Raw genomic sequence first — 19347 nt, forward strand, 5'->3', positions numbered from 1 at the left:
GTCGGTTGTCAACTCCCCCACGCTCGGCTGCGCTCGCGCGGGAGGGACCCCCATCGCGTTGACGCCCTCCTCCGCCTTGCAGCTGCACGCACCACACCCCGCTCGGCTCGGCCGAGAGGCGCAGTCACTCCCGGCCGACCTGATCCAACCGACAGGCCCTAGGCCGAAAGACCGAGTGGCGGCTCATGCTGTGGACCGCGGACCGGGCGGACGGGTCGCGGTTACGGTGACGCCATGTCCGACTCGACGCACTTCGACCTCGAGGCGTACCTCCGGCGGATCGGATGGGAGGGAGAGCGCCGGGCCGTCCCGGCGACCCTGCGCGGTGTGCACCTGGCGCACATGCGGGCCATCCCGTTCGAGAACCTGGACGCGCTGCGCCGCACAGCCCCGTCCCTCGCTCTCGCCGACCTCATGGCCAAGCTGGTGCACAGCAGACGCGGCGGCTACTGCTACGAGCACAACACCCTGTTCGCCCACACCCTGGAGACACTGGGCTTCCGGGTGACGCGGCTGGCCGCCCGGGTCGTCCTCGGCGCCGACAGCATCGCGAGCCGGCCGCGCACGCACATGGCGCTGCTGGTCGAGGTCCCCGGCGAACCCCGGCCGTATCTCGCGGATGTCGGCTTCGGGGCGGTCGGGGCGCTGCTTCAGCCGGTGCCGCTGGTGGCGGACACCGAGTTCGAGGGGGCCGGGCGGCGGCACCGGCTGGTGCACGCGCCACACCACGGCCCGCTGGAGATGTGGGTGCTGGAGGCCCACGACCAGGGCAAGGACGCCTGGATCGCGCAGTACGCCTTCACCCTTGAGCCCTTCGAGGCACCCGACTACGACGTCATCAACTGGCACGTGGGCACCAACCCCCGCTCGCCGTTCACCCGGCGCCTCTACGTCCAGCACGTCAGCGCCGACCGCCATCTGCTGCTCGACGGGCCGCTCCTGACCAAGACGCGAGCCGACGGAACCGTCACCGAGCGGGAGCTGACCGGTGAGGGGGAGGTACGGCGGCTGCTGGAGGAGGAGTTCGGGATCAGCGCACCCGACGGGATGACACTGCTGCCCGGCGACCCGCCCCGCTGACGACGGCCCTCACCACGCCCGAGGGCGGCACTCCACGGGGGAGTGCCGCCCTCGGCCTGTACGGGGCCCGGTCTCAGAGCCGCTCGGGCGTCCGGATGCCCAGCAGGGCCATGCCCCGCTGGAGGGTGCGGGCCGTGACGTCGCAGAGGAACAGGCGGTTCTCGATCTGCTGCGGCGTCTCGGCCTTCAGCACCGGGCACTTGTCGTAGAACGTCGTGTAGAGCGACGCCAGCTGGTACAGGTACGCCGCCAGCTTGTGCGGGGCGTGCTCCGCCGCCGCCTCCGCCACCGTCGCCGCGAACGAGTCCGCGTGCAGGCCCAGCGCGCGCTCCGCCTCGTGCAGCTCCAGCTCCGGGTGCGCGACGGGGCGCGAGGCGCCGGCCTTGCGCAGGATCGACTGGATACGGGCGTAGGCGTACTGGAGGTAGACGGAGGTGTCGCCGTTGAGCGAGACCATCTGGTCCAGGTCGAACTTGTAGTCGCGGTTGGCCGACGTCGACAGGTCCGCGTACTTCACCGCGCCGACGCCCACCTGGGCGCCCCGCTCGGCGATCTCCTCCTCGGACAGGTCCTGGGCCTTCTCGCGGACGACCGCCGAGGCACGGTCGATCGCCTCGTCGAGCAGGTCGACCAGGCGGACCGTCTCGCCCTCACGGGTCTTGAAGGGCTTGCCGTCCTTGCCGAGGACCGTGCCGAAGGCGAGCTGGACCGCCTCGACGTCGTCGTTCAGCCAGCCGGCGCGGCGGGCCGTCTCGAAGACCATCTTGAAGTGGAGCGACTGGCGGGCGTCCACCACGTACAGGAGCGTGTTCGCCTTGAGGTGGAAGACGCGGTCGCGGATCGCCGAGAGGTCGGTGGCCGCGTAGCCGTAACCGCCGTCCGACTTCTGCACGATCAGCGGGACCGGCTTGCCGTCCGGGCCCTTGATGTCGTCGAAGAAGACGCACAGCGCGCCCTCGGAGCGGACCGCGACGCCCGACTCCTCCAGCAGGCGGCAGGTCTCCGCGAGCATGTCGTTGTAACCGGACTCGCCGACGATGTCGGCGTCCCGGATCTCCATGTCCAGCTTCTCGAAGACGGAGAAGAAGTAGATCTTCGACTCGTCGACGAACTTCTGCCACATGGCGAGGGTGCGCGGGTCGCCCGCCTGGAGGTCCACCACCCGGCGCCGGGCGCGCGTCTTGAACTCCTCGTCGGAGTCGAACAGCGCCCGCGAGGCCTTGTAGAGACGGTCGAGGTTCGACATCGCCTCCTCGCCGGAGACCTCCTCGGCCTCGTGGTCCAGCTCGTGCGGGTGCTCCTCCAGGTACTGGATGAGCATGCCGAACTGGGTGCCCCAGTCGCCGATGTGGTGACGCCTGACCACGTTCTCGCCGGTGAACTCCAGCAGCTGCACCACCGAGTCGCCGATCACCGCGGAGCGCAGGTGGCCGACGTGCATCTCCTTCGCCACGTTCGGCTGGGCGTAGTCGATGACCGTGGTGCCCGGCCGCTCCGCGCGCGGCACGCCGAGGCGGCCGGTGTCGTCGGCGTAGCGCGCGGCGAGGTTCCCGGTGATGGCGCGGTCGGTGACGGTGATGTTCAGGAAGCCGGGGCCGGAGACCTCGACGTCCTTGATCAGCTCACCCGACTCGACCCGCGAGACGACCTGGGTGGCCAGCTCGCGCGGGTTGGCCTTCTCCTTCTTCGCGAGGGCCAGGATCCCGTTGGCCTGGAAGTCGGCCCGGTCGCTTCGTCGCAGCAGCGGGTCCGCGGAGCCGGCCTGCGGCACGGCCGCCGACAGGGCCGCCGCGAGGCGCTGGTGGACGGAGTCGCTGAGGGACGTGACCGAGGCCATAGGTAGGGGTGCCGTTCTCCTCGAGGGAATCGATAGACAGGGCCAGTATCCCATGCGAGGTAAAGCCGTTTTCCGGGCGCGGAGGGGTCTGGGACAATGATGCGGTCAGCCGTGCGACCGTACCGGCTGCCCGATGCAGAAAGAAGGACGTGCCGATCGTGGCTCAGAGCACCGAGACCACCGACTGGGTCTCCCGTTTCGCGGATGAGGTCATCGAGGAGTCGGAGCGCCGGGCCCCGGGCAAACCCGTCGTCGTCGCGTCCGGCCTGTCGCCGTCCGGCCCCATCCACCTGGGGAACCTGCGCGAGGTCATGACCCCGCACCTCGTCGCCGACGAGATCCGCCGCAGGGGCCACCAGGTGCGCCACCTGATCTCCTGGGACGACTACGACCGGTACCGCAAGGTGCCCGAGGGCATCCCCGGTGTCGACAAGGCGGAGTGGACCGAGCACATCGGCAAGCCGCTGACGTCGGTGCCCGCGCCCAAGGGCTCCTCGTACGCGAACTGGGCCGAGCACTTCAAGGCCGCGATGATCGAGTCGCTGGCCGAGCTGGGCGTGGAGTTCGACGGGATCAGCCAGACCGAGCAGTACACCTCCGGCGTGTACCGCGAGCAGATCCTGCACGCCATGCGGCACCGCGGCGACATCGACGCCGTCCTCGACCAGTACCGCACGAAGAAGGCCCCGGCCAAGAAGCAGCAGGGGCAGAAGCCGGTCGACGAGGCCGAGCTGGAGGCCGCCGAGGGCTCCGGCGCCGCCGCCGAGGACGACGGCAGCTCCGGCTCGGCCGGCTACTTCCCGTACAAGCCGTACTGCGGCAACTGCGAGAAGGACCTCACCACCGTCACCTCCTACGACGACGACTCCACCGAGCTGACCTACGCCTGCACGGAGTGCGGCTTCTCGGAGACGGTCCGGCTGAGCGAGTTCAACCGCGGCAAGCTGGTCTGGAAGGTCGACTGGCCGATGCGGTGGGCGTACGAGGGCGTCGTCTTCGAGCCCTCCGGCGTCGACCACTCCTCGCCCGGATCGTCGTTCCAGGTCGGCGGGCAGATCGTGGGGATCTTCGGCGGCAAGCAGCCGATCGGCCCCATGTACGCCTTCGTCGGCATCTCCGGCATGGCGAAGATGTCGTCCTCCAAGGGCGGTGTGCCCACCCCGGCCGACGCGCTGAAGATCATGGAGCCGCAGCTGCTGCGCTGGCTGTACGCCCGCCGCAGGCCCAACCAGTCCTTCAAGGTCGCCTTCGACCAGGAGATCCAGCGGCTCTACGACGAGTGGGACCGCCTGGACGCCAAGGTCGCCGACGGCAGTGCCCTGCCGGCCGACGTCGCCGCGCACGCGCGCGCGGTGGGTACGGCCGCCGGTGAGCTGCCGCGTACGCCCCGGCCGCTGCCGTACCGGACGCTGGCGTCCGTCGCGGACATCACCGCCGGGCACGAGGACCAGGCGCTGCGCATCCTCAGCGAGCTGGACCCGGAGCAGCCGCTTACCTCGCTGGAGGAGGCCCGCCCGCGCTTCGACAAGGCGGAGGCCTGGATCAACACGCACGTCCCGGCCGACCAGCGCACCATCGTGCGTGACGAGCCGGACGCCGAGCTGCTGAAGTCGCTCGACGAGCAGGGCCGCGAGTCGCTGCGGCTGCTGCTCGACGGGCTGGCCGGGCACTGGTCGCTCGACGGGCTGACGCACCTGGTCTACGGCGTGCCGAAGGTGCAGGCCGGCTTCTCCGCCGACGCCACGCCGAAGGAGCTGCCGCCGGAGATCAAGACCGCCCAGCGGTCGTTCTTCGCGCTGCTGTACCACCTGCTGGTGGGCCGGGACACCGGGCCGCGGCTGCCCACGCTGCTGCTGGCGGTGGGGCAGGAGCGGGTGCGGGCCCTGCTCGGGCAGTAGTCACCGCTGTGCGGAAGGGGCCCTGTGCGCGGGGCCCCTTCCTCATGCGATGTGGTCTTCCTCCAGCTCCGCCGAGTGGCGCTTCTGGAAGCGCTCCACGAGAGACTTCAGCTCACCGGGGCTCAGCGTCGTGCCGTACGTGGCCTGGATGTTGTCGCCCAGGGCGCGAGGGGTGGGGTAGCTGCCGTCGATCGACTGGCGGAACACCTGGTAGAACGCCTCCTCGTCCGGCTCCGAGGCCGGAGGCGTGCCGCCGCCCTCGCCGAGTTCGCGGGTGCGGTTGGGGCCCACCGGTATCGGGAAGCCGCCGGTGTCCTCCGGGGAGGGGGGCTCACGGTCGTACTCGGGCTGGTACTGCTCCGCCTCCTGCTGCTCCGCGATCCACTGCGCGTAATGCTCGGCCGGGTCGTAGTTCGGGTCGTAACCCCCCTGGTACGCGACCTCGCGCGGAGTGTTGAACCACGGGCTCTGGTCGGGCTCGGGCCCGGGTTCGGGTTCGTGGCCCGCGTACTCCGCTTCAGGGCTGCCGTCGAGTTCCAGGCGCTGCTCGCCGGAAGGTGCCGCGCGCCGCGGCTCGGGCGCCGCCCCCTCGGCACGACGGCCTGCCGCCACCTCCGCCCGCGGCGGGGGCGGGGGGATCAGCGCCGGCTCGATTCCCGCCGCCGCCAGCCCCGCCGGGGCCGTCTCCGCCAGCGGCACCCCGTAGCGCGCCAGCCGCAGCGGCATCAGGGACTCCACCGGCGCCTTCCTGCGCCACGCCCGGCCGAACCGGGACCGCAGCCGCGCCTGGTAGACCAGACGCTCCTGCTCCAGCTTGATCACCTGCTCGTAGGAGCGCAGCTCCCAGAGCTTCATCCGGCGCCAGAGGAGGAACGTCGGGACGGGGGAGAGGAGCCAGCGGGTGAGGCGGACGCCCTCCATGTGCTTGTCGGCCGTGATGTCGGCGATACGGCCGATCGCGTGCCGGGCCGCCTCGACCGAGACCACGAACAGCACCGGGATCACCGCGTGCATGCCCACACCGAGCGGATCCGGCCACGCGGCGGCGCCGTTGAAGGCGATCGTCGCCGCCGTCAGCAGCCAGGCCGTCTGACGCAGCAGGGGGAACGGGATCCGGATCCAGGTGAGGAGCAGGTCCAGGGCCAGCAGGACGCAGATGCCCGCGTCGATGCCGATCGGGAAGACGTAGGCGAAGTTCCCGAAGCCCTTCTTCAGGGCCAACTCGCGGACGGCCGCGTACGAACCGGCGAAGCCGATCCCGGCGATGATCACGGCACCGGCCACGACCACGCCGATGAGAACGCGGTGCATCCGAGTCAGCTGCAGTGGCGCGGCCACCCGTACTCCCCTCCCCTTGCGTGTTGTTGCGCGCAACAGGGTGGCACACATGTGCGGGGGACGGGTGGCCGGTTCCCGTCGGGGCTTGTCAGCTCTTCGCCACGGGCTTCTTCGACGGCGAGGCCGAGGCGCCCTTCGAAGGCTCGTCCGACGCCTGCTTGGAGGGCGACTTCGAAGGCGACTTGGAGGCCGACTTGGAAGGCGACTTCGACGGGGTTCCGTCCGCCGTGCCGCCGCCCTTGCCGTTCGCGGCCGACACCGCCTCCACCGCCTCCTTGGCGGCCTTCTTCGCGTCCTTCAGCAGGTCGTCACCGTTCGGCGTCTTGTCACCGGCCAGGCCCGCGCCGTTGTAGTCGAGCGTGACGACGACGTTCTCGACACGCGCCACGACCGTCTGCTGCTTGAAGGTGCCTTCCTTCTTCTTCAGGTCGTAGTGCACGGCCGTCGCCTGGTCGCCCGTGCCGGTCACCGGCTCCGTCTTGACGCTCTTCGCGTCCTGGACGGCCTGGGCCTCCTGGACCTGCTTCTCGAAGTACTCCTGTGCCTGCTTGTCGGCCGGGCCCCGGTTGACGTCCGACTCGAAGCGCAGCATCGACACGTTCATCCAGCGGAACTGCGAACCCTTGACGCCGTTGTTGTCGAGGCTGTTCCAGGAGCAGCTGACCCGCGTGGAGATGTCGTCCGACTTGCCCTCCTTGCCGGACTTGCTCTCCGGCACGAGGTCCTTCAGCGTCTTCTTCGACAACACCTTGCACGGCTCCGGAAGCTTGCCGTACGCCGCCGCCTGCACGGTCGGCGACGGGCTGGCGGACGCCGACGGCACGGTCTTGCCGGCCTTGTCCGTGCTGTCGCCGGAGCCGGAGTCCGAGGAGCAGCCGGCGGCGACCAGCATCACGGGGACGGCGGCCGCGCAGACAAGGGCGCGGTGGAGGCGCTTCGCTCGCTGGTCTCGCTCTACTCGTCGCTGCATGGTTCCTTCACTCATGACGCTCGTGGTTCCCTGCGGTCGGAACGGGTCCGAGTGGTCACGGTACGCGGTGAGGCCACGGTGTGTTCTTCCTTCGCGTGCTTCGCGGCTGCCCGTGAAGGGGCCGTGAAAGGGCCTCAGTCGCTCAGCGAGTCCGCCAGTCGGGAGGCCAGTTTCTGCGCCCTGTCCTGCATTTCCTTGCTGTCCGGGACGACACCGACGGTCGCCGGCTGCTCCGCGTACTCGATGGTCACGATGACGTTGGACGTGCGGAACGCCACAGTCACCGTGCGCTGCTCGGCCGTCGAACCCGAACTGCTCAGGGCGTCGTCGAGGAAGGCCTCGTCGCCGAGGTCCTCCAGCACCCGGGGCTGGAGCTCGGTCGGGGCGACGGAGGGGGACGCCGACGGCGAGGACGAACCGGAGGGGGAGGCCGAGCCGTTCGGGGACGCGGCCGAACCGCCCGACGGGGTGCCGGGGGTGGGCGCCGTCCCGGTGGCGGTCGGCTCGGGCAGGTGCGCCGAGGCCTCCTGCTCCGCGAAGAGCCGCTCGGCCTGGCTGTCGTCACTGACGGAGTTGTCGTAGGAGACGACCCGTTCGAAGTCGATCAGCAGATGGTCGGTGGCCTGCGGGGAGTCCACCTTCCAGCGGCAGCCGACCTTGCGGTCGGTGTCGAACGTGCTCGTGGGCTCGCCCTCGTAGGCCCTCTCGCGCTGCTCCTCGTCGCGGATCGTCCGGATGCCGGGGAGGAGTTCGTCGAGGGTGCTCTCGCCGACCGCGGAGCAGGGCTCGGGAAGCGTGCGGTAGCGGCCGGGTTCGGCGGCGGGGGACGCCGTGCCGGTGTCGCCCGGGTTGGCGTCGTCCGTCGAGCCGTCGTCGGCCGAGCCGCCGGTGCAGCCGGCCAGTACCGCCGCGAGGAGCACGGCGATACCGGGTGCGTACGCCTTCCGTTGCACGTGGTGGCCCCTCTCGACACGGATATTGGCTTGCCGCCCCAGGGCGGGCGATGAACACAATGTCTATCGCACGCGCTGCCGTGGACGCCGGTCCGATTTCCCTTTCGTCGACCTTGGCTCCGGTATTTGCTGTTGAAGGCTTCTGTTCGTTTACGGGGGATCGAGGACGTTATGTCATATGTAGAAGTGCCGGGTGCGAAGGTGCCGATCCGGATGTGGACCGACCCGGCCTCGGTCGAGGAGTCGGCGCTCCAGCAGCTCCGCAACGTCGCCACCCTGCCGTGGATCAAGGGTTTGGCCGTCATGCCCGACGTCCACTACGGCAAGGGCGCCACGGTCGGCTCGGTCATCGCGATGAAGGACGCGGTGTGCCCGGCGGCGGTGGGCGTCGACATCGGCTGCGGGATGTCGGCGGTGAAGACGTCCCTGACGGCGAACGACCTGCCCGGCGATCTGTCCCGGCTGCGGTCGAAGATCGAGCAGGCGATCCCGGTGGGGCGGGGGATGCATGACGACCCGGTCGACCCGGGGCGTTTCCACGGGCTGGCCACCGCCGGGTGGGACGACTTCTGGAAGCGGTTCGGCGGGGTGGCGGAGGCGGTCAAATTCCGCCAGGAACGTGCCACCAAGCAGATGGGAACGCTCGGCGGGGGCAACCATTTTGTCGAGGTCTGCACGGATACGACCGGCTCTGTCTGGCTGATGCTGCACTCCGGTTCCCGCAACATCGGCAAGGAACTGGCCGAGCACCACATCGGCGTGGCTCGCGGACTCCCGCACAACCAGGGCCTGGTCGACCGCGACCTCGCCGTCTTCGTCGCGGACACCCCGCAGATGGCGGCCTACCGCAACGACCTGTTCTGGGCGCAGGAGTACGCGAAGCACAACCGCTCGATCATGATGGCGCTCCTGAAGGACGTGATCCGCAAGGAGTTCAAGAAGGCGAAGCCCGTCTTCGAGCCGGAGATCAGCGCGCACCACAACTACGTGGCCGAGGAGCGCTACGACGGGATGGACCTGCTCGTGACCCGCAAGGGCGCGATCCGGGCCGGCTCCGGCGAGTACGGGATCATCCCCGGCTCCATGGGCACGGGTTCGTACATCGTGAAGGGCCTCGGCAACGCCAAGTCCTTCAACTCGGCCTCGCACGGCGCGGGCCGGCGCATGAGCCGCACCGCGGCCAAGCGCCGGTTCACCACGAAGGACCTGGAGCGGCAGACCCAGGGGGTGGAGTGCCGCAAGGACTCCGGTGTCGTCGACGAGATCCCCGGCGCCTACAAGCCGATCGAGCAGGTCATCGACCAGCAGCGCGACCTCGTGGAGGTCGTGGCGCAGATCAAGCAGGTCGTCTGCGTGAAGGGCTGACCCCGCGGCCCTACGCCTCCCGGTGCACCTTGGTGTTGGACGCCTGGGCGCGGGGGCGCAGGACCAGGAGGTCGACGTTGACGTGGGCGGGCCGGGTGACCGCCCACGTGATCGTCTCGGCGACGTCGTCGGCGGTGAGGGGCTCGGCGACGCCCTGGTAGACCTTCTCCGCCTTCTCCCTGTCGCCGCCGAAGCGGGTCAGGGCGAACTCGTCCGTCTTGACCATGCCGGGCGCGATCTCGATGACGCGGACCGGCTGTCCGACGATCTCCAGGCGCAGGGTCTCGGCCAGGACATGGGCGCCGTGCTTGGCGGCGACATAGCCCCCGCCGCCCTCGTAGGTGCCGTGGCCGGCGGTGGAGGAGACGACCACGACCGTGCCGTCGCCGCTCGCGATCAGCTTCGGCAGCAGGGCCTGGGTGAGGTTGAGGGTGCCCAGGACGTTCGTCTCGTACATCCGGCGCCAGTCGTCCGGGTCGCCGGTGGCGACCGGGTCGGCGCCCAGCGCGCCGCCCGCGTTGTTTACCAGCACGCCGATCGTCTTGAAGGCGGTGGCGAACTCGTCGACCGCGGCGCGGTCCGTGACGTCCAGGGGGTACGCCGTGGCCTGGTGCCCGGCCTTGGTGATCTCCTCGGCCAGGGCCTCGATGCGGTCCTTGCGGCGCGCGGTCAGGACGACGCGGTAACCCGCCGCGGCGAGCTGCCGGGCCGTGGCGGCGCCGATGCCGCTGCTCGCACCCGTGACGACGGCGATACGGGAGGCTGCGGGCGGGGCGGCGGGGGCCATGGGAGCTCCTCGGGCGTGGGTACGGGTGATCGGCGCGCAGGCGCTCCGGCCAGGATAGGCGGGCGCCGCGGTGGGAGAATGGGGCTGGGTGATCCCCTGTCTCCCGGAGGTGGATCATGGGCGAGGCACGTGAGGTCATGGACCGGCTCACGGACGCGGTCACCACACACCCGGATCTGAAGGTCGTGGGTGAGCTCTACGCCGAGGACGCGGTGGCCTTCACCCCCGACGAGGGGGAGCTGCGCGGGCGGGAGGCGATCGTCGCGTACTGGCGGACGATGACCGAGGCGGTTCCGGAGGCGACGTTCGAGGTGCTGCACTCCTACGAGGCCGGTGACACGGCCATCGACGAGGGGATCTTCAGCGGGCGGAACACCGGGCCGCTGGAGCTGCCCAACGGGGAGACGCTGCCGCCGACGCAGAAGCAGGTCCGGATCCGCGGGGTGGACATCGCCACGGTGAAGGACGGGCGGATCGTCGACTACCGGCTGTACTTCGACGAGATGGACTTCCTCGGGCAGCTGGGGCTGATGCCGGACGAGCCGTTCTGAGCCGGCCCGGGGGGCCGGGTCAGTGTCCTCGCGGGGCGTACATGATGACCGCCATGCCCGCGAGGCAGACCAGCGCGCCCGTGAGGTCCCAGCGGTCCGGACGGTAGCCGTCCGCGACGACGCCCCACAGGATCGAACCGGCGACGAAGATCCCGCCGTAGGCGGCCAGGACGCGGCCGAAGTGGGCGTCGGGCTGAAACGTCGCGACGAAGCCGTAGGCGCCGAGCGCGAGGACGCCGCCGGCCGCCCAGAGCCAGCCCTTGTGCTCGCGCACGCCCTGCCAGACGAGCCAGGCGCCGCCGATCTCCAAAAGGGCGGCGAGTACGAAGAGGGCTGCGGAGCGGAGGACGGACATGGCGGCCAGCTTCGCACGGCCTCGCCGCACCCCCGGGAACAGCCCCGCGGGGGCCGCTGTTCTCCGGGTATAGTTGAAGCGTAAACAACCTGGAGGGTGAGCGATCATGCAGTTCGGGATCTTCAGCGTCGGCGACGTCACGCCCGACCCCACCACCGGCCGGACCCCGACCGAGCGCGAGCGGATCAAGGCCATGGTCGCCATCGCGCTCAAGGCCGAGGAGGTGGGGCTCGACGTCTTCGCGACCGGCGAGCACCACAACCCGCCCTTCGTGCCCTCGTCGCCGACCACCATGCTCGGCTACGTCGCGGCCCGCACCGAGCGGCTGATCCTCTCCACGGCCACGACCCTGATCACCACCAACGACCCGGTGAAGATCGCCGAGGACTTCGCGATGCTCCAGCACCTGGCCGACGGCCGGGTGGACCTGATGCTGGGACGCGGGAACACCGGCCCGGTCTACCCCTGGTTCGGGCAGGACATCCGGCAGGGCATCAACCTCGCCGTCGAGAACTACGCCCTGCTGCACCGGCTGTGGCGCGAGGACGTCGTCGACTGGGAGGGCAAGTTCCGCACCCCTCTCCAGGGCTTCACCGCCACGCCCCGCCCGCTGGACGGCGTACCGCCCTTCGTGTGGCACGGCTCGATCCGCTCCCCGGAGATCGCCGAGCAGGCCGCCTTCTACGGCGACGGCTTCTTCCACAACAACATCTTCTGGCCGGCCGACCACACCAAGCGCATGGTCGAGCTGTACCGGACGCGCTACGCCCACTACGGGCACGGCACACCCGAGCAGGCGATCGTCGGCCTCGGCGGGCACGTGTTCATGCGGAAGAACGCGCAGGACGCGGTGCGCGAGTTCCGCCCCTACTTCGACGTCGCGCCGGTGTACGGGCACGGGCCGTCGCTGGAGGACTTCATGGACCAGACGCCGCTGACGGTCGGCTCGCCGCAGCAGGTCATCGAGAAGACGCTGGCCTTCCGCGAGTACGCCGGTGACTACCAGCGCCAGCTGTTCCTGATCGACCACGCCGGGCTGCCGCTGAAGACCGTGCTGGAGCAGATCGACCTGCTGGGCGAGGAGGTCGTGCCGGTGCTGCGCAAGGAGTTCGCCGTGGGCCGCCCGGCCGACGTACCGGACGCCCCGACGCACACGGCCCGGCTCGCCTCCGCCCGGGGGTGAGAGGACGGTAGGCCCCGGCTCCCGGTTGCCCGAGCCCGGTGAGAGGGCAGTAAGAAGGACGCTCCGACGCAGCGCACAGGGCACCCGGGACCCTGCGGCTTGGCACACTGGACGCGTGCCCCACACCGTGCTGCTCGCCGAAGACGACCGCGCCATCCGCCATGCCCTGGAGCGTGCCCTGACCCTGGAGGGCTACCAGGTCATGGCGGTCGCCGACGGAGTCGAGGCGCTGGCGCAGGCCCACCGCAACCGCCCGGACGTGCTCGTCCTGGACGTGATGATGCCCGGCATCGACGGCCTCCAGGTGTGCCGGGTGCTGCGCGCCGAGGGCGACCGGACGCCCGTGCTGATGCTGACCGCCCTGGTCGAGACCGCCGACCGGATCGCCGGCCTGGACGCGGGCGCCGACGACTACGTGGTGAAGCCCTTCGACGTGGAGGAGGTCTTCGCCCGGCTGCGCGCCCTGCTGCGCCGCACCGGCCCGGCCGGTGCCGGGAGCGCACCGGCGGCCGAGGCGCCCAAGCCGCCCCCGGAGCGGTTCATCGAGGCGGCCGGCATCCGCATGGACCCGCAGGCCCGCCGGGCCTGGCGCGGCGCCCGCGAGCTGGAGCTGACCCGCACCGAGTTCGAGCTGCTGGAACTCCTGGTGCGCAACGCGGGCATCGTCCTCGACCATTCCACCATCTACGACCGCATCTGGGGCTACGACTTCGGGCCCGGCTCGAAGAACCTCGCCGTCTACGTCGGCTATCTGCGCCGCAAGCTCGACGAGCCGGGCGCGCCGCAGCTGATCCAGACGGTGCGCGGCGTGGGTTACGTGCTGCGGGAGGACTGAGTGGGCCGCCTGCGCCGGCTGCTGACCGGCCGGCGGCCGAAGCTGGTCTCCCTGCGCACCACGTTCGCGGTGTCGTTCGCGGCGGTGACTGCGGCCGTGACGATCCTGGTCGGCATCCTGTCCTACAGCGCCGCCGCCCGGCTGGTGCGGGTGGACCAGCAGACGGTGTTCGACGAGGTCGTGCAGGACCTGCGCGACGAGGTGCGGCAGAACCACATGACGCCCGGTGACTTCTCGTCCGCCGCGCCCGGCCACGACCTGGTCCGCCCGGCCCGCACCGACGTGCAGGTGCTCGGCCCGGACGGGCACGTCCTCGACGCCGGCAGTCCGGGCCTGCCGGTCACCGGCACCGACGCGCGGATCGCCGCGGCGGCCGTCTCCGGGCGGGTGGCCGAGCACAAGGACGTCGACGTGGGCAACGACGTCTACCGCGTCGCGACCGTCTCCCTCGGCGGCGGCCGGGGCGCGGTCCAGGTCGCGCAGGAGTTCAGCGACGTCGAGGACCTGCTGCGGGCGCTCCAGCAGCGGACCCTGCTGCTGATGGCCGCCGTGGTGATCGGCGCCGGGCTGTTCGGCTGGTGGCTGGCCCGGCGGATCACACGCCGCCTGGTGGTGCTGACCGACGCCGCCGAGGACGTCGCCCGCACCCGCCGGCTGGGCATCCAGGTGCCGGTGGCCGGTCACGACGAGGTGGGCCGCCTCGGCCGGGCCTTCGACCGCATGCTGGGCCGGCTCGCGCAGTCCGAGGAGGACCAGCGCCGCCTGGTCCAGGACGCGGGCCACGAGCTGCGCACCCCCCTCACCTCGCTGCGCACCAACATCTCCCTGCTGCGCCGGATCGACGAACTGCCGCCCGGGGCGCGCGAGGAACTCGTCGCCGACCTCGGCCAGGAGGCCCGGGAGCTGACCGACCTGGTCAACGAACTGGTGGATCTCGCGGCCGGGCAGTCCGACACCGAGCCGCCGCGCCGGCTGGACGTCGCCGACATCGCCGAGGAGGTGGCGGGGCTGGCCCGGCGCCGCAGCGGCCGGGAGATCCTGCTGCGCGCGAGCGGCGACACCACGACCGACGGTCGGGCCGGGATGCTGACCCGGGCGCTGTCCAACCTCGTGGAGAACGCGGTGAAGTTCGACCAGGGCGGCCGGGCCCCCATCGAGATCGTGATCTCCGGCCCGGCCCGGCCCGGCAGGATCCGGGTCGAGGTCCTCGACCGCGGTCCGGGCATCGCCGACAGCGACCTCACCCGGGTCTTCGACCGCTTCTACCGCGCGGCCGACGCCCGCTCCCTGCCCGGGTCCGGCCTGGGCCTGTCCATCGTCCGCGAGGTGGCCCTCGCCCACGGGGGAGCGCCCTTCGCGTTCCGGCGGGAGGGCGGCGGAACGGCCATCGGGTTCACGGTGGGCGGCGGGCTCGACTGACCGCGGGGGGTCCGGGGTGGGTGCGGTCGGTCTGTGGTCAGGTCGTGTGTCGGGGTGGGCCGGTCAGTCCCCGAGGGAGTAGAACCGCATCGGGGAGTTGGGCCGGAACCCGATCCGCGGGTACACGGGCGCTCCTGCGGCGGTCGCGTGCAACGTCGCCCGGGTCAGCCCGGTGGCCCGGGCCCCCTCGTGGAGCGCCTTGCGGGTCACGGCCTCGCCGTAGCCCCGCCGCTCCCACGCCGGGTCGGTGGCGACCAGGGCGACGAAGAGCCGCCCGTCGGTCTCCATCGTGGCGGCGCAGGTCACGGGCACCCCGTCCCGCAGGCCCAGATAGGCGAACACCCGGCTCTTCCACAGGGCGGACCCCTCGAGCCCGTCCCGCCCGTCCTCCAGCGGGAATCCGTAGGCACGCGCGTTGATGTCCGCGTAGGCCCGCAGCAGTTCGTCGTCGGTCACGCGGACGAAGGTCAGCTCGGGATGGACGGGCTCGGGGATCGGCAGCAGGTCTCCCGCCATGCCGGTGCCGGGGAAGGCGTAGCGCAGACCCGCCCGTTCGGCGGCCTCACCGAGTCCGGCGCGTGCGTGGGGGTCGAGCAGGTCCTCGAAGACCCACACGAACCCGGGGTGGGTCTTGGACCGCATGATCTCGGCGGTCTCGTCCAGCCGCTGCTTCAGCAGCCCGGCGTCCGCGCCGACGTCGGTCAGGGTCAGGCAGTTCCAGAAGGCGAACCGGCAGTCGGCCCACCGCACGGCGATGCCCGGCAGGTCCCGGACATCGGCGCGCGGATCCCGGTCGAGCACCAGGGCCCGCCAGGCCGTGGCGAGCTGTTCCATCGATTCGATCGAGTCCGCGAGATCACGCACAAGGGCCCCCTCAGGTCACGGCCGGACGGCCGCCGTACTCGTCCTGGCCGTCCCGGGGGCCCCTGGCGCGACCCCAAGACTCGTACCGATCCTGCCCGTCGGAGGAGGGGCACTGCGCGTCACATTCCGGCCATCACACCTCAGGCGGCGGTCGACGGCTGGGGCGTTCCACCGGTGTGGCGCTGTTCGGAGTTGAGGCGCCGGGCTTCTTCGAGCTGGTCTTCGAGCCTGATGATCCGGCAGGCGGCCTCGATCGGCGTGCCCTGGTCGACGAGTTCACGCGCGCGGGCGGCGATGCGGAGCTGGTGGCGGGAGTAGCGGCGGTGGCCGCCCCGGGAGCGCAGGGGGGTGATCAGCCGGGCCTCGCCGATGGCGCGGAGGAAGCCGGGGGTGGTGCCGAGCAGTTCGGCGGCCCGGCCCGTGGTGTAGGCGGGGTAGTAGTCGTCGTCGAGACGGCCCAGTGACTCGTCTGCTGTCATCTCACCTCTCTGATGGAACACGTCGAGGGGCCCTGGCACCGTACGGCACCAGGGCCCCGAAGGAACTGCAACACCATCTGCCGGCCCTAATACCTCGCCGGCCTTCTGTTTCCGCCCTGCCGTCCGGTCCTGCGACGGGGGTGCGGGGATCGCGTATGCGTGACCGGAGACCACCTGCCTATCGATGTCCTGCGGTACCCGGACCCATGTCGTGCGTCCGGGCGATCCTGATGGCGCTCGAGTCCTCCGTTCTTCCCTCTGAATCGATCACTTGCCAAACGGGAACTGCGTACTGCGGATGGCGGCCCCTCATCCTGCGGGCCACCCGGTCCGGCCGTCAGTCTCGTCGCCGTCGTACAACCACCTGGCTTCGAAACTCCACCACCGGACCGTCATGCGGGCACTGCTGCCCGGCAGTTCGTGTCTGCCGGGCTTCACTGGATCTCGGCTACGAGAGAAACGATAAAGAGTGCGTCGGAGAATGTCTACTCCGGCGAGCATAGATTTTGCTCCGCTCGGAGGTGAGGGTGTCCCGGCGGCCGGTCTCAGCGCGCCGAGGACCGCCCGCAGCGCCCGGGGCTCCCGGTGCCCGCGGAGGCATGACCAGGGGCGCCCGTTCCGTCTCGGAAGTGCCACCGGCCGAGGCGTCCGGACGGGCCGGTGCATAGAATCCGGTCCCATGCGGAAGCCTGACGAGCTGATCGTTGACATCGCTGCCCTTGTGGAGTCCGGGCAGAGCAACCAGATGTCGTTGACCGTGGTCGCCGGTGGTGCTGTCATCACCGGTCGGCTGGCTCCAGAAGCCGTGTGGCGGCAGAGGGTGTCGGAGGTGCTGACCGGCTCCGCCCGGCTCGGCGAGTTCTCCACCGTCTTCGACACCCCCACGAAGAAGGACGGACCGCCCACGCATCTTCACTTCCATGTGGCCCGGATCCTCCAGGGCACGGTGGGGATCCCGGAGACGGGCGGGATGTACCGGGTCGCCATCGAGGATGTGAGCGCCTGGACCGTGGGGGACTTCAGCTACTCCGACCACTGACCCGCCGCCGCGCCGGCAACGGCACAGCGCGCGGTGACAGCCCTGCCCGGACATCCCGGCAGGGCTGTCACCCGTGTCCGGGCCCGTGCCGGGACCGTCGCGGGGCGGACGCAGGGGCGCCGGGCGTCACCGAAGGACGCCGGACAGGACGAAGGCGGGACACGAATCCCGCCCGCACGCGTGAGAATGCGGCCGGGGGCGCCGCTGCTGACTCCGGGTCGCGCCGTCCCGACCGCCTGAGCCACTCACCCGGGAACAGCCAGGCGCCCCAGCGCCAACCGTGCCACGCGCGGCCAGTCGGCCGTCCCGCCGCCGGCACGCGGTGCGTGGGGGCGATGGCGCGGCACGCGCACCCGGAGCGCCCCGGGCGCGCTGCGGCACACGACGGGTGAGGGAAGAACGACGTGCTCCCCGTCGATGCCGACGGGGAGGGTGTCCGTGCCGGCTTCGACGACGACTTCCCTGGCGCTCAGCCGGAGAAGTCCTCCGGAGCGCGGGCCGCGCACCAGCCGGGCCGCCTGAGCGGTGTTGCCGACCCGCACGCACACCACGCCGAGCAGGCCCGAGTCCAGCCGTTCCCTGCGCCCCGGATGGGCCGCGTCGACGGCACGTCCGTAGGGATTGTTGCTGACGAGGAGTGCCTGAAGTCCGTCGACGTACGTCGAGTCGGCCCGCGACCGCAGTCCGGGCGCGTCCTCGCCCGTGAGGAGGCCGGGGAGGGTGCGCAGGGTCGTGCGGGCCTTGGCGTCCCGGTAGGCGGGGTCGGTGACGACGGACGCGTACGTTCCGAACGAGGCGTTGTTGACGAAGACCCGGTCCGCGGCGTACCCGAGGTCGACGCGGAGTTCCACGCCGTCGGTCAGGGCTTCCAGGGCCGCCGCCGGATCGTCGCGGTCGAGGCCGAGGTCCAGGGCGAAGTGGTTGCGGGTCCCGGCGGGAATCACCACGAAGGGCACGTCGTGGCGTGCCGCGACTTCGGCCACCAGCGCCTGGGTGCCGTCGCCGCCCGCCACCGCCAGCAGATCGGCCCCCTCGGCGACGGCCTGCCGGGCCAGTTCGGCGACATCCTGGCCGCCTTCGAGCAGGACCACCCGGCAACCGGCCGCCCGGGCCTTGTCGACCAGGTGGAAACGGCCCACCTTGCCACCGCCGGAGCGCGGATTCATGAGGATCCAGGGGCTACGGGGTGCCTTGGCGTTCGCCTGCCCGGACTGCTCGGAGGTGGTGTGCCCGGGGCTCAGGGCCGTACGCGCCGCCGTGACGGCCACCACCCACAGAGCCAGGGACAGCAAGGCCGGCCCCAGCATGCCGAAGGTGGCGTAGAGGGCCAGGACAGCGACCGGCGCCACCACCGACAGGACCGCGCCGAGAGCACGGAGCGCTCCGGTGTGCGCCAGGGTCCACCACACCCCCACGGCGGCCAGTGCCAGTCCGGCGACCGCCCGCCAGCGCCCACAGCACGCTCCGCAGACCGGCGGCGACGAGCGCCACCAGGATGCCGGCCAGCAGGGCGAGCAGCGCGAGGCGGGCCCGCCCCGCGGGGCCCATGGATACGGCTGGGCTCATTCCTCCCGGTCCCCTCGTGTTCCGATCGCGTCCCATGAGGTCGGTGGCCGCTTCTCGTGTCCCGGGCCTCGTTCCATGTGATCCGGATGGTCAGCGACCAGAGGTACGGGAGGTGGATCCCGAGCGCTCCGCCGGACCGTGGCCGGTCAGGACCAGGTCCTTCGCCTTGCGGAACTCCTCGTCCGTGATGTCGCCGCGGGAGCGGATCTCGGACAGCCTGGCGAGTTCGTCGACGCTGCTCGTCGGGCCGCCGGCCGCGGTCTGCCTGATGTAGGCGTTGAAGTCCTCCTGCTGTGCGCGCGCCTGCGCGATCTCACGGCGGCCCATGTTCTTGCCGCGGGCGATCACATAGACGAAGACGCCCAGGAAGGGCAGCAGGACGGTGAACGCCAGCCAGCCGGCCTTACCCCAGCCGCTCAGGTCGTCGTCACGGAAGATGTCGACGACGACGCGGAAGAGCAGAACGAACCACATGATCCACAGGAAGAACAGGAGCATGCTCCAGAAGACGCTCAGCAGGGGATAGTCGTACGCCAGGTACGTCTGCGCGCTCATGTCTCTCCTTAGTCCGGGCGCCCGCACGGCCGCCGTTGCGTGCTGCCTTCAGCGTGGGCACGGCAAGGGCCGGGCCGCCTCACCCGATGCGGGTGAGCGTGCGCCGGCCGGCAGCCCGGGGTGACACGCACCATGTCTCATGGGGGGTCTCACGGGGCCGACCCTTCCGTCGCCTGGTCGGCCGCGGTCATGACGTGGTGCCGGGTGACGTCCGCGCCGGAGTCCGGCGGATCCGGGGGTGCGGCGGGATTCATGGGGGCTCCTTCCCGCGTG

The 19347-nt window shown here is 71.1% G+C and carries 18 protein-coding genes; 8 read left to right on the forward strand and 10 right to left on the reverse strand.

Annotated features, from left to right (window positions below; translation table 11 throughout):
- Positions 1-234 precede the first annotated feature (234 nt).
- A complete protein-coding gene (locus AB0I06_RS23875) occupies positions 235-1080 on the forward strand; it encodes an arylamine N-acetyltransferase (RefSeq protein ID WP_363120879.1) in 846 nt (281 codons plus the stop codon).
- A 73-nt stretch (positions 1081-1153) separates the two neighbouring features.
- On the opposite strand, the gene argS is transcribed toward AB0I06_RS23875, so the two are convergent.
- Positions 1154-2917 carry an arginine--tRNA ligase gene (argS, locus tag AB0I06_RS23880; RefSeq protein WP_363120880.1) on the reverse strand — a complete coding sequence of 588 codons (1764 nt, stop codon included), beginning with the start codon at positions 2915-2917 and terminating at the stop codon, positions 1154-1156.
- Between the two features lie 149 nt (positions 2918-3066).
- Here argS and lysS point away from each other — a divergent pair, with 149 nt between their 5' ends.
- A complete protein-coding gene (gene lysS / locus AB0I06_RS23885; protein WP_363120881.1) occupies positions 3067-4815 on the forward strand; it encodes a lysine--tRNA ligase in 1749 nt (582 codons plus the stop codon).
- A 42-nt stretch (positions 4816-4857) separates the two neighbouring features.
- Here lysS and AB0I06_RS23890 read toward each other — a convergent pair whose 3' ends face one another.
- The 3 genes from AB0I06_RS23890 to AB0I06_RS23900 all read right to left on the reverse strand — a co-directional run bounded on the left by AB0I06_RS23890 (position 4858) and on the right by AB0I06_RS23900 (position 8076).
- A complete protein-coding gene (locus AB0I06_RS23890) occupies positions 4858-6153 on the reverse strand; it encodes a DUF2637 domain-containing protein (RefSeq protein WP_363120882.1) in 1296 nt (431 codons plus the stop codon).
- 88 nt (positions 6154-6241) lie between these two features.
- Entirely contained in the window at positions 6242-7123 is an 882-nt protein-coding gene (locus AB0I06_RS23895) for a DUF3558 family protein (protein WP_363120883.1), read from the reverse strand.
- Between the two features lie 134 nt (positions 7124-7257).
- A complete protein-coding gene (locus AB0I06_RS23900; protein ID WP_363120884.1) occupies positions 7258-8076 on the reverse strand; it encodes a DUF3558 domain-containing protein in 819 nt (272 codons plus the stop codon).
- Positions 8077-8247: 171 nt separating this feature from the next.
- Between AB0I06_RS23900 and AB0I06_RS23905 the strand changes: the two genes are divergently transcribed.
- Entirely contained in the window at positions 8248-9441 is a 1194-nt protein-coding gene (locus AB0I06_RS23905; RefSeq protein WP_363120885.1) for an RtcB family protein, read from the forward strand.
- Positions 9442-9451: 10 nt separating this feature from the next.
- Here AB0I06_RS23905 and AB0I06_RS23910 read toward each other — a convergent pair whose 3' ends face one another.
- Complete coding sequence (locus tag AB0I06_RS23910; protein ID WP_363120886.1) at positions 9452-10228, reverse strand: SDR family NAD(P)-dependent oxidoreductase; 777 nt, start codon at positions 10226-10228, stop codon at positions 9452-9454.
- Positions 10229-10344: 116 nt separating this feature from the next.
- Between AB0I06_RS23910 and AB0I06_RS23915 the strand changes: the two genes are divergently transcribed.
- The gene (locus tag AB0I06_RS23915; protein ID WP_363120887.1) at positions 10345-10779 is read left to right on the forward strand and encodes a nuclear transport factor 2 family protein; all 435 of its coding nucleotides are present in this window, start codon (positions 10345-10347) and stop codon (positions 10777-10779) included.
- A 19-nt stretch (positions 10780-10798) separates the two neighbouring features.
- Here AB0I06_RS23915 and AB0I06_RS23920 read toward each other — a convergent pair whose 3' ends face one another.
- Complete coding sequence (locus AB0I06_RS23920; RefSeq protein ID WP_363120888.1) at positions 10799-11134, reverse strand: YnfA family protein; 336 nt, start codon at positions 11132-11134, stop codon at positions 10799-10801.
- A 106-nt stretch (positions 11135-11240) separates the two neighbouring features.
- Here AB0I06_RS23920 and AB0I06_RS23925 point away from each other — a divergent pair, with 106 nt between their 5' ends.
- From AB0I06_RS23925 to AB0I06_RS23935, 3 genes are all read left to right on the forward strand, one after another.
- Positions 11241-12317: an LLM class flavin-dependent oxidoreductase gene (locus AB0I06_RS23925; RefSeq protein WP_363120889.1), complete on the forward strand. Its 1077-nt coding sequence runs from the start codon at positions 11241-11243 to the stop codon at positions 12315-12317.
- Positions 12318-12432: 115 nt separating this feature from the next.
- Positions 12433-13152 carry a response regulator transcription factor gene (locus AB0I06_RS23930; protein WP_363120890.1) on the forward strand — a complete coding sequence of 240 codons (720 nt, stop codon included), beginning with the start codon at positions 12433-12435 and terminating at the stop codon, positions 13150-13152.
- Positions 13153-14571, forward strand: a complete 1419-nt coding sequence (locus AB0I06_RS23935) for a HAMP domain-containing sensor histidine kinase (protein ID WP_363120891.1) — start codon at positions 13153-13155, stop codon at positions 14569-14571. It abuts the gene before it with no gap.
- 63 nt (positions 14572-14634) lie between these two features.
- Here AB0I06_RS23935 and AB0I06_RS23940 read toward each other — a convergent pair whose 3' ends face one another.
- Positions 14635-15435, reverse strand: coding sequence for a GNAT family N-acetyltransferase (locus AB0I06_RS23940; RefSeq protein WP_363120892.1), 801 nt, complete (start codon positions 15433-15435; stop codon positions 14635-14637).
- A 140-nt stretch (positions 15436-15575) separates the two neighbouring features.
- Entirely contained in the window at positions 15576-15914 is a 339-nt protein-coding gene (locus AB0I06_RS23945) for a MerR family transcriptional regulator (RefSeq protein WP_363120893.1), read from the reverse strand.
- A 679-nt stretch (positions 15915-16593) separates the two neighbouring features.
- On the opposite strand from AB0I06_RS23945, the gene AB0I06_RS23950 reads away from it, so the two are divergent.
- Entirely contained in the window at positions 16594-16953 is a 360-nt protein-coding gene (locus AB0I06_RS23950) for a hypothetical protein (protein ID WP_363120894.1), read from the forward strand.
- Between the two features lie 245 nt (positions 16954-17198).
- Here AB0I06_RS23950 and AB0I06_RS23955 read toward each other — a convergent pair whose 3' ends face one another.
- A complete protein-coding gene (locus tag AB0I06_RS23955) occupies positions 17199-18368 on the reverse strand; it encodes a diacylglycerol kinase family protein (protein ID WP_363120895.1) in 1170 nt (389 codons plus the stop codon).
- 241 nt (positions 18369-18609) lie between these two features.
- The gene (locus AB0I06_RS23960) at positions 18610-19074 is read right to left on the reverse strand and encodes an SHOCT domain-containing protein (RefSeq protein ID WP_363120896.1); all 465 of its coding nucleotides are present in this window, start codon (positions 19072-19074) and stop codon (positions 18610-18612) included.
- Positions 19075-19347 lie beyond the last annotated feature (273 nt).

The sequence above is a fragment of the Streptomyces sp. NPDC050674 genome, assembly GCF_040654575.1.
Taxonomy (GTDB): Bacteria; Actinomycetota; Actinomycetes; order Streptomycetales; family Streptomycetaceae; genus Streptomyces.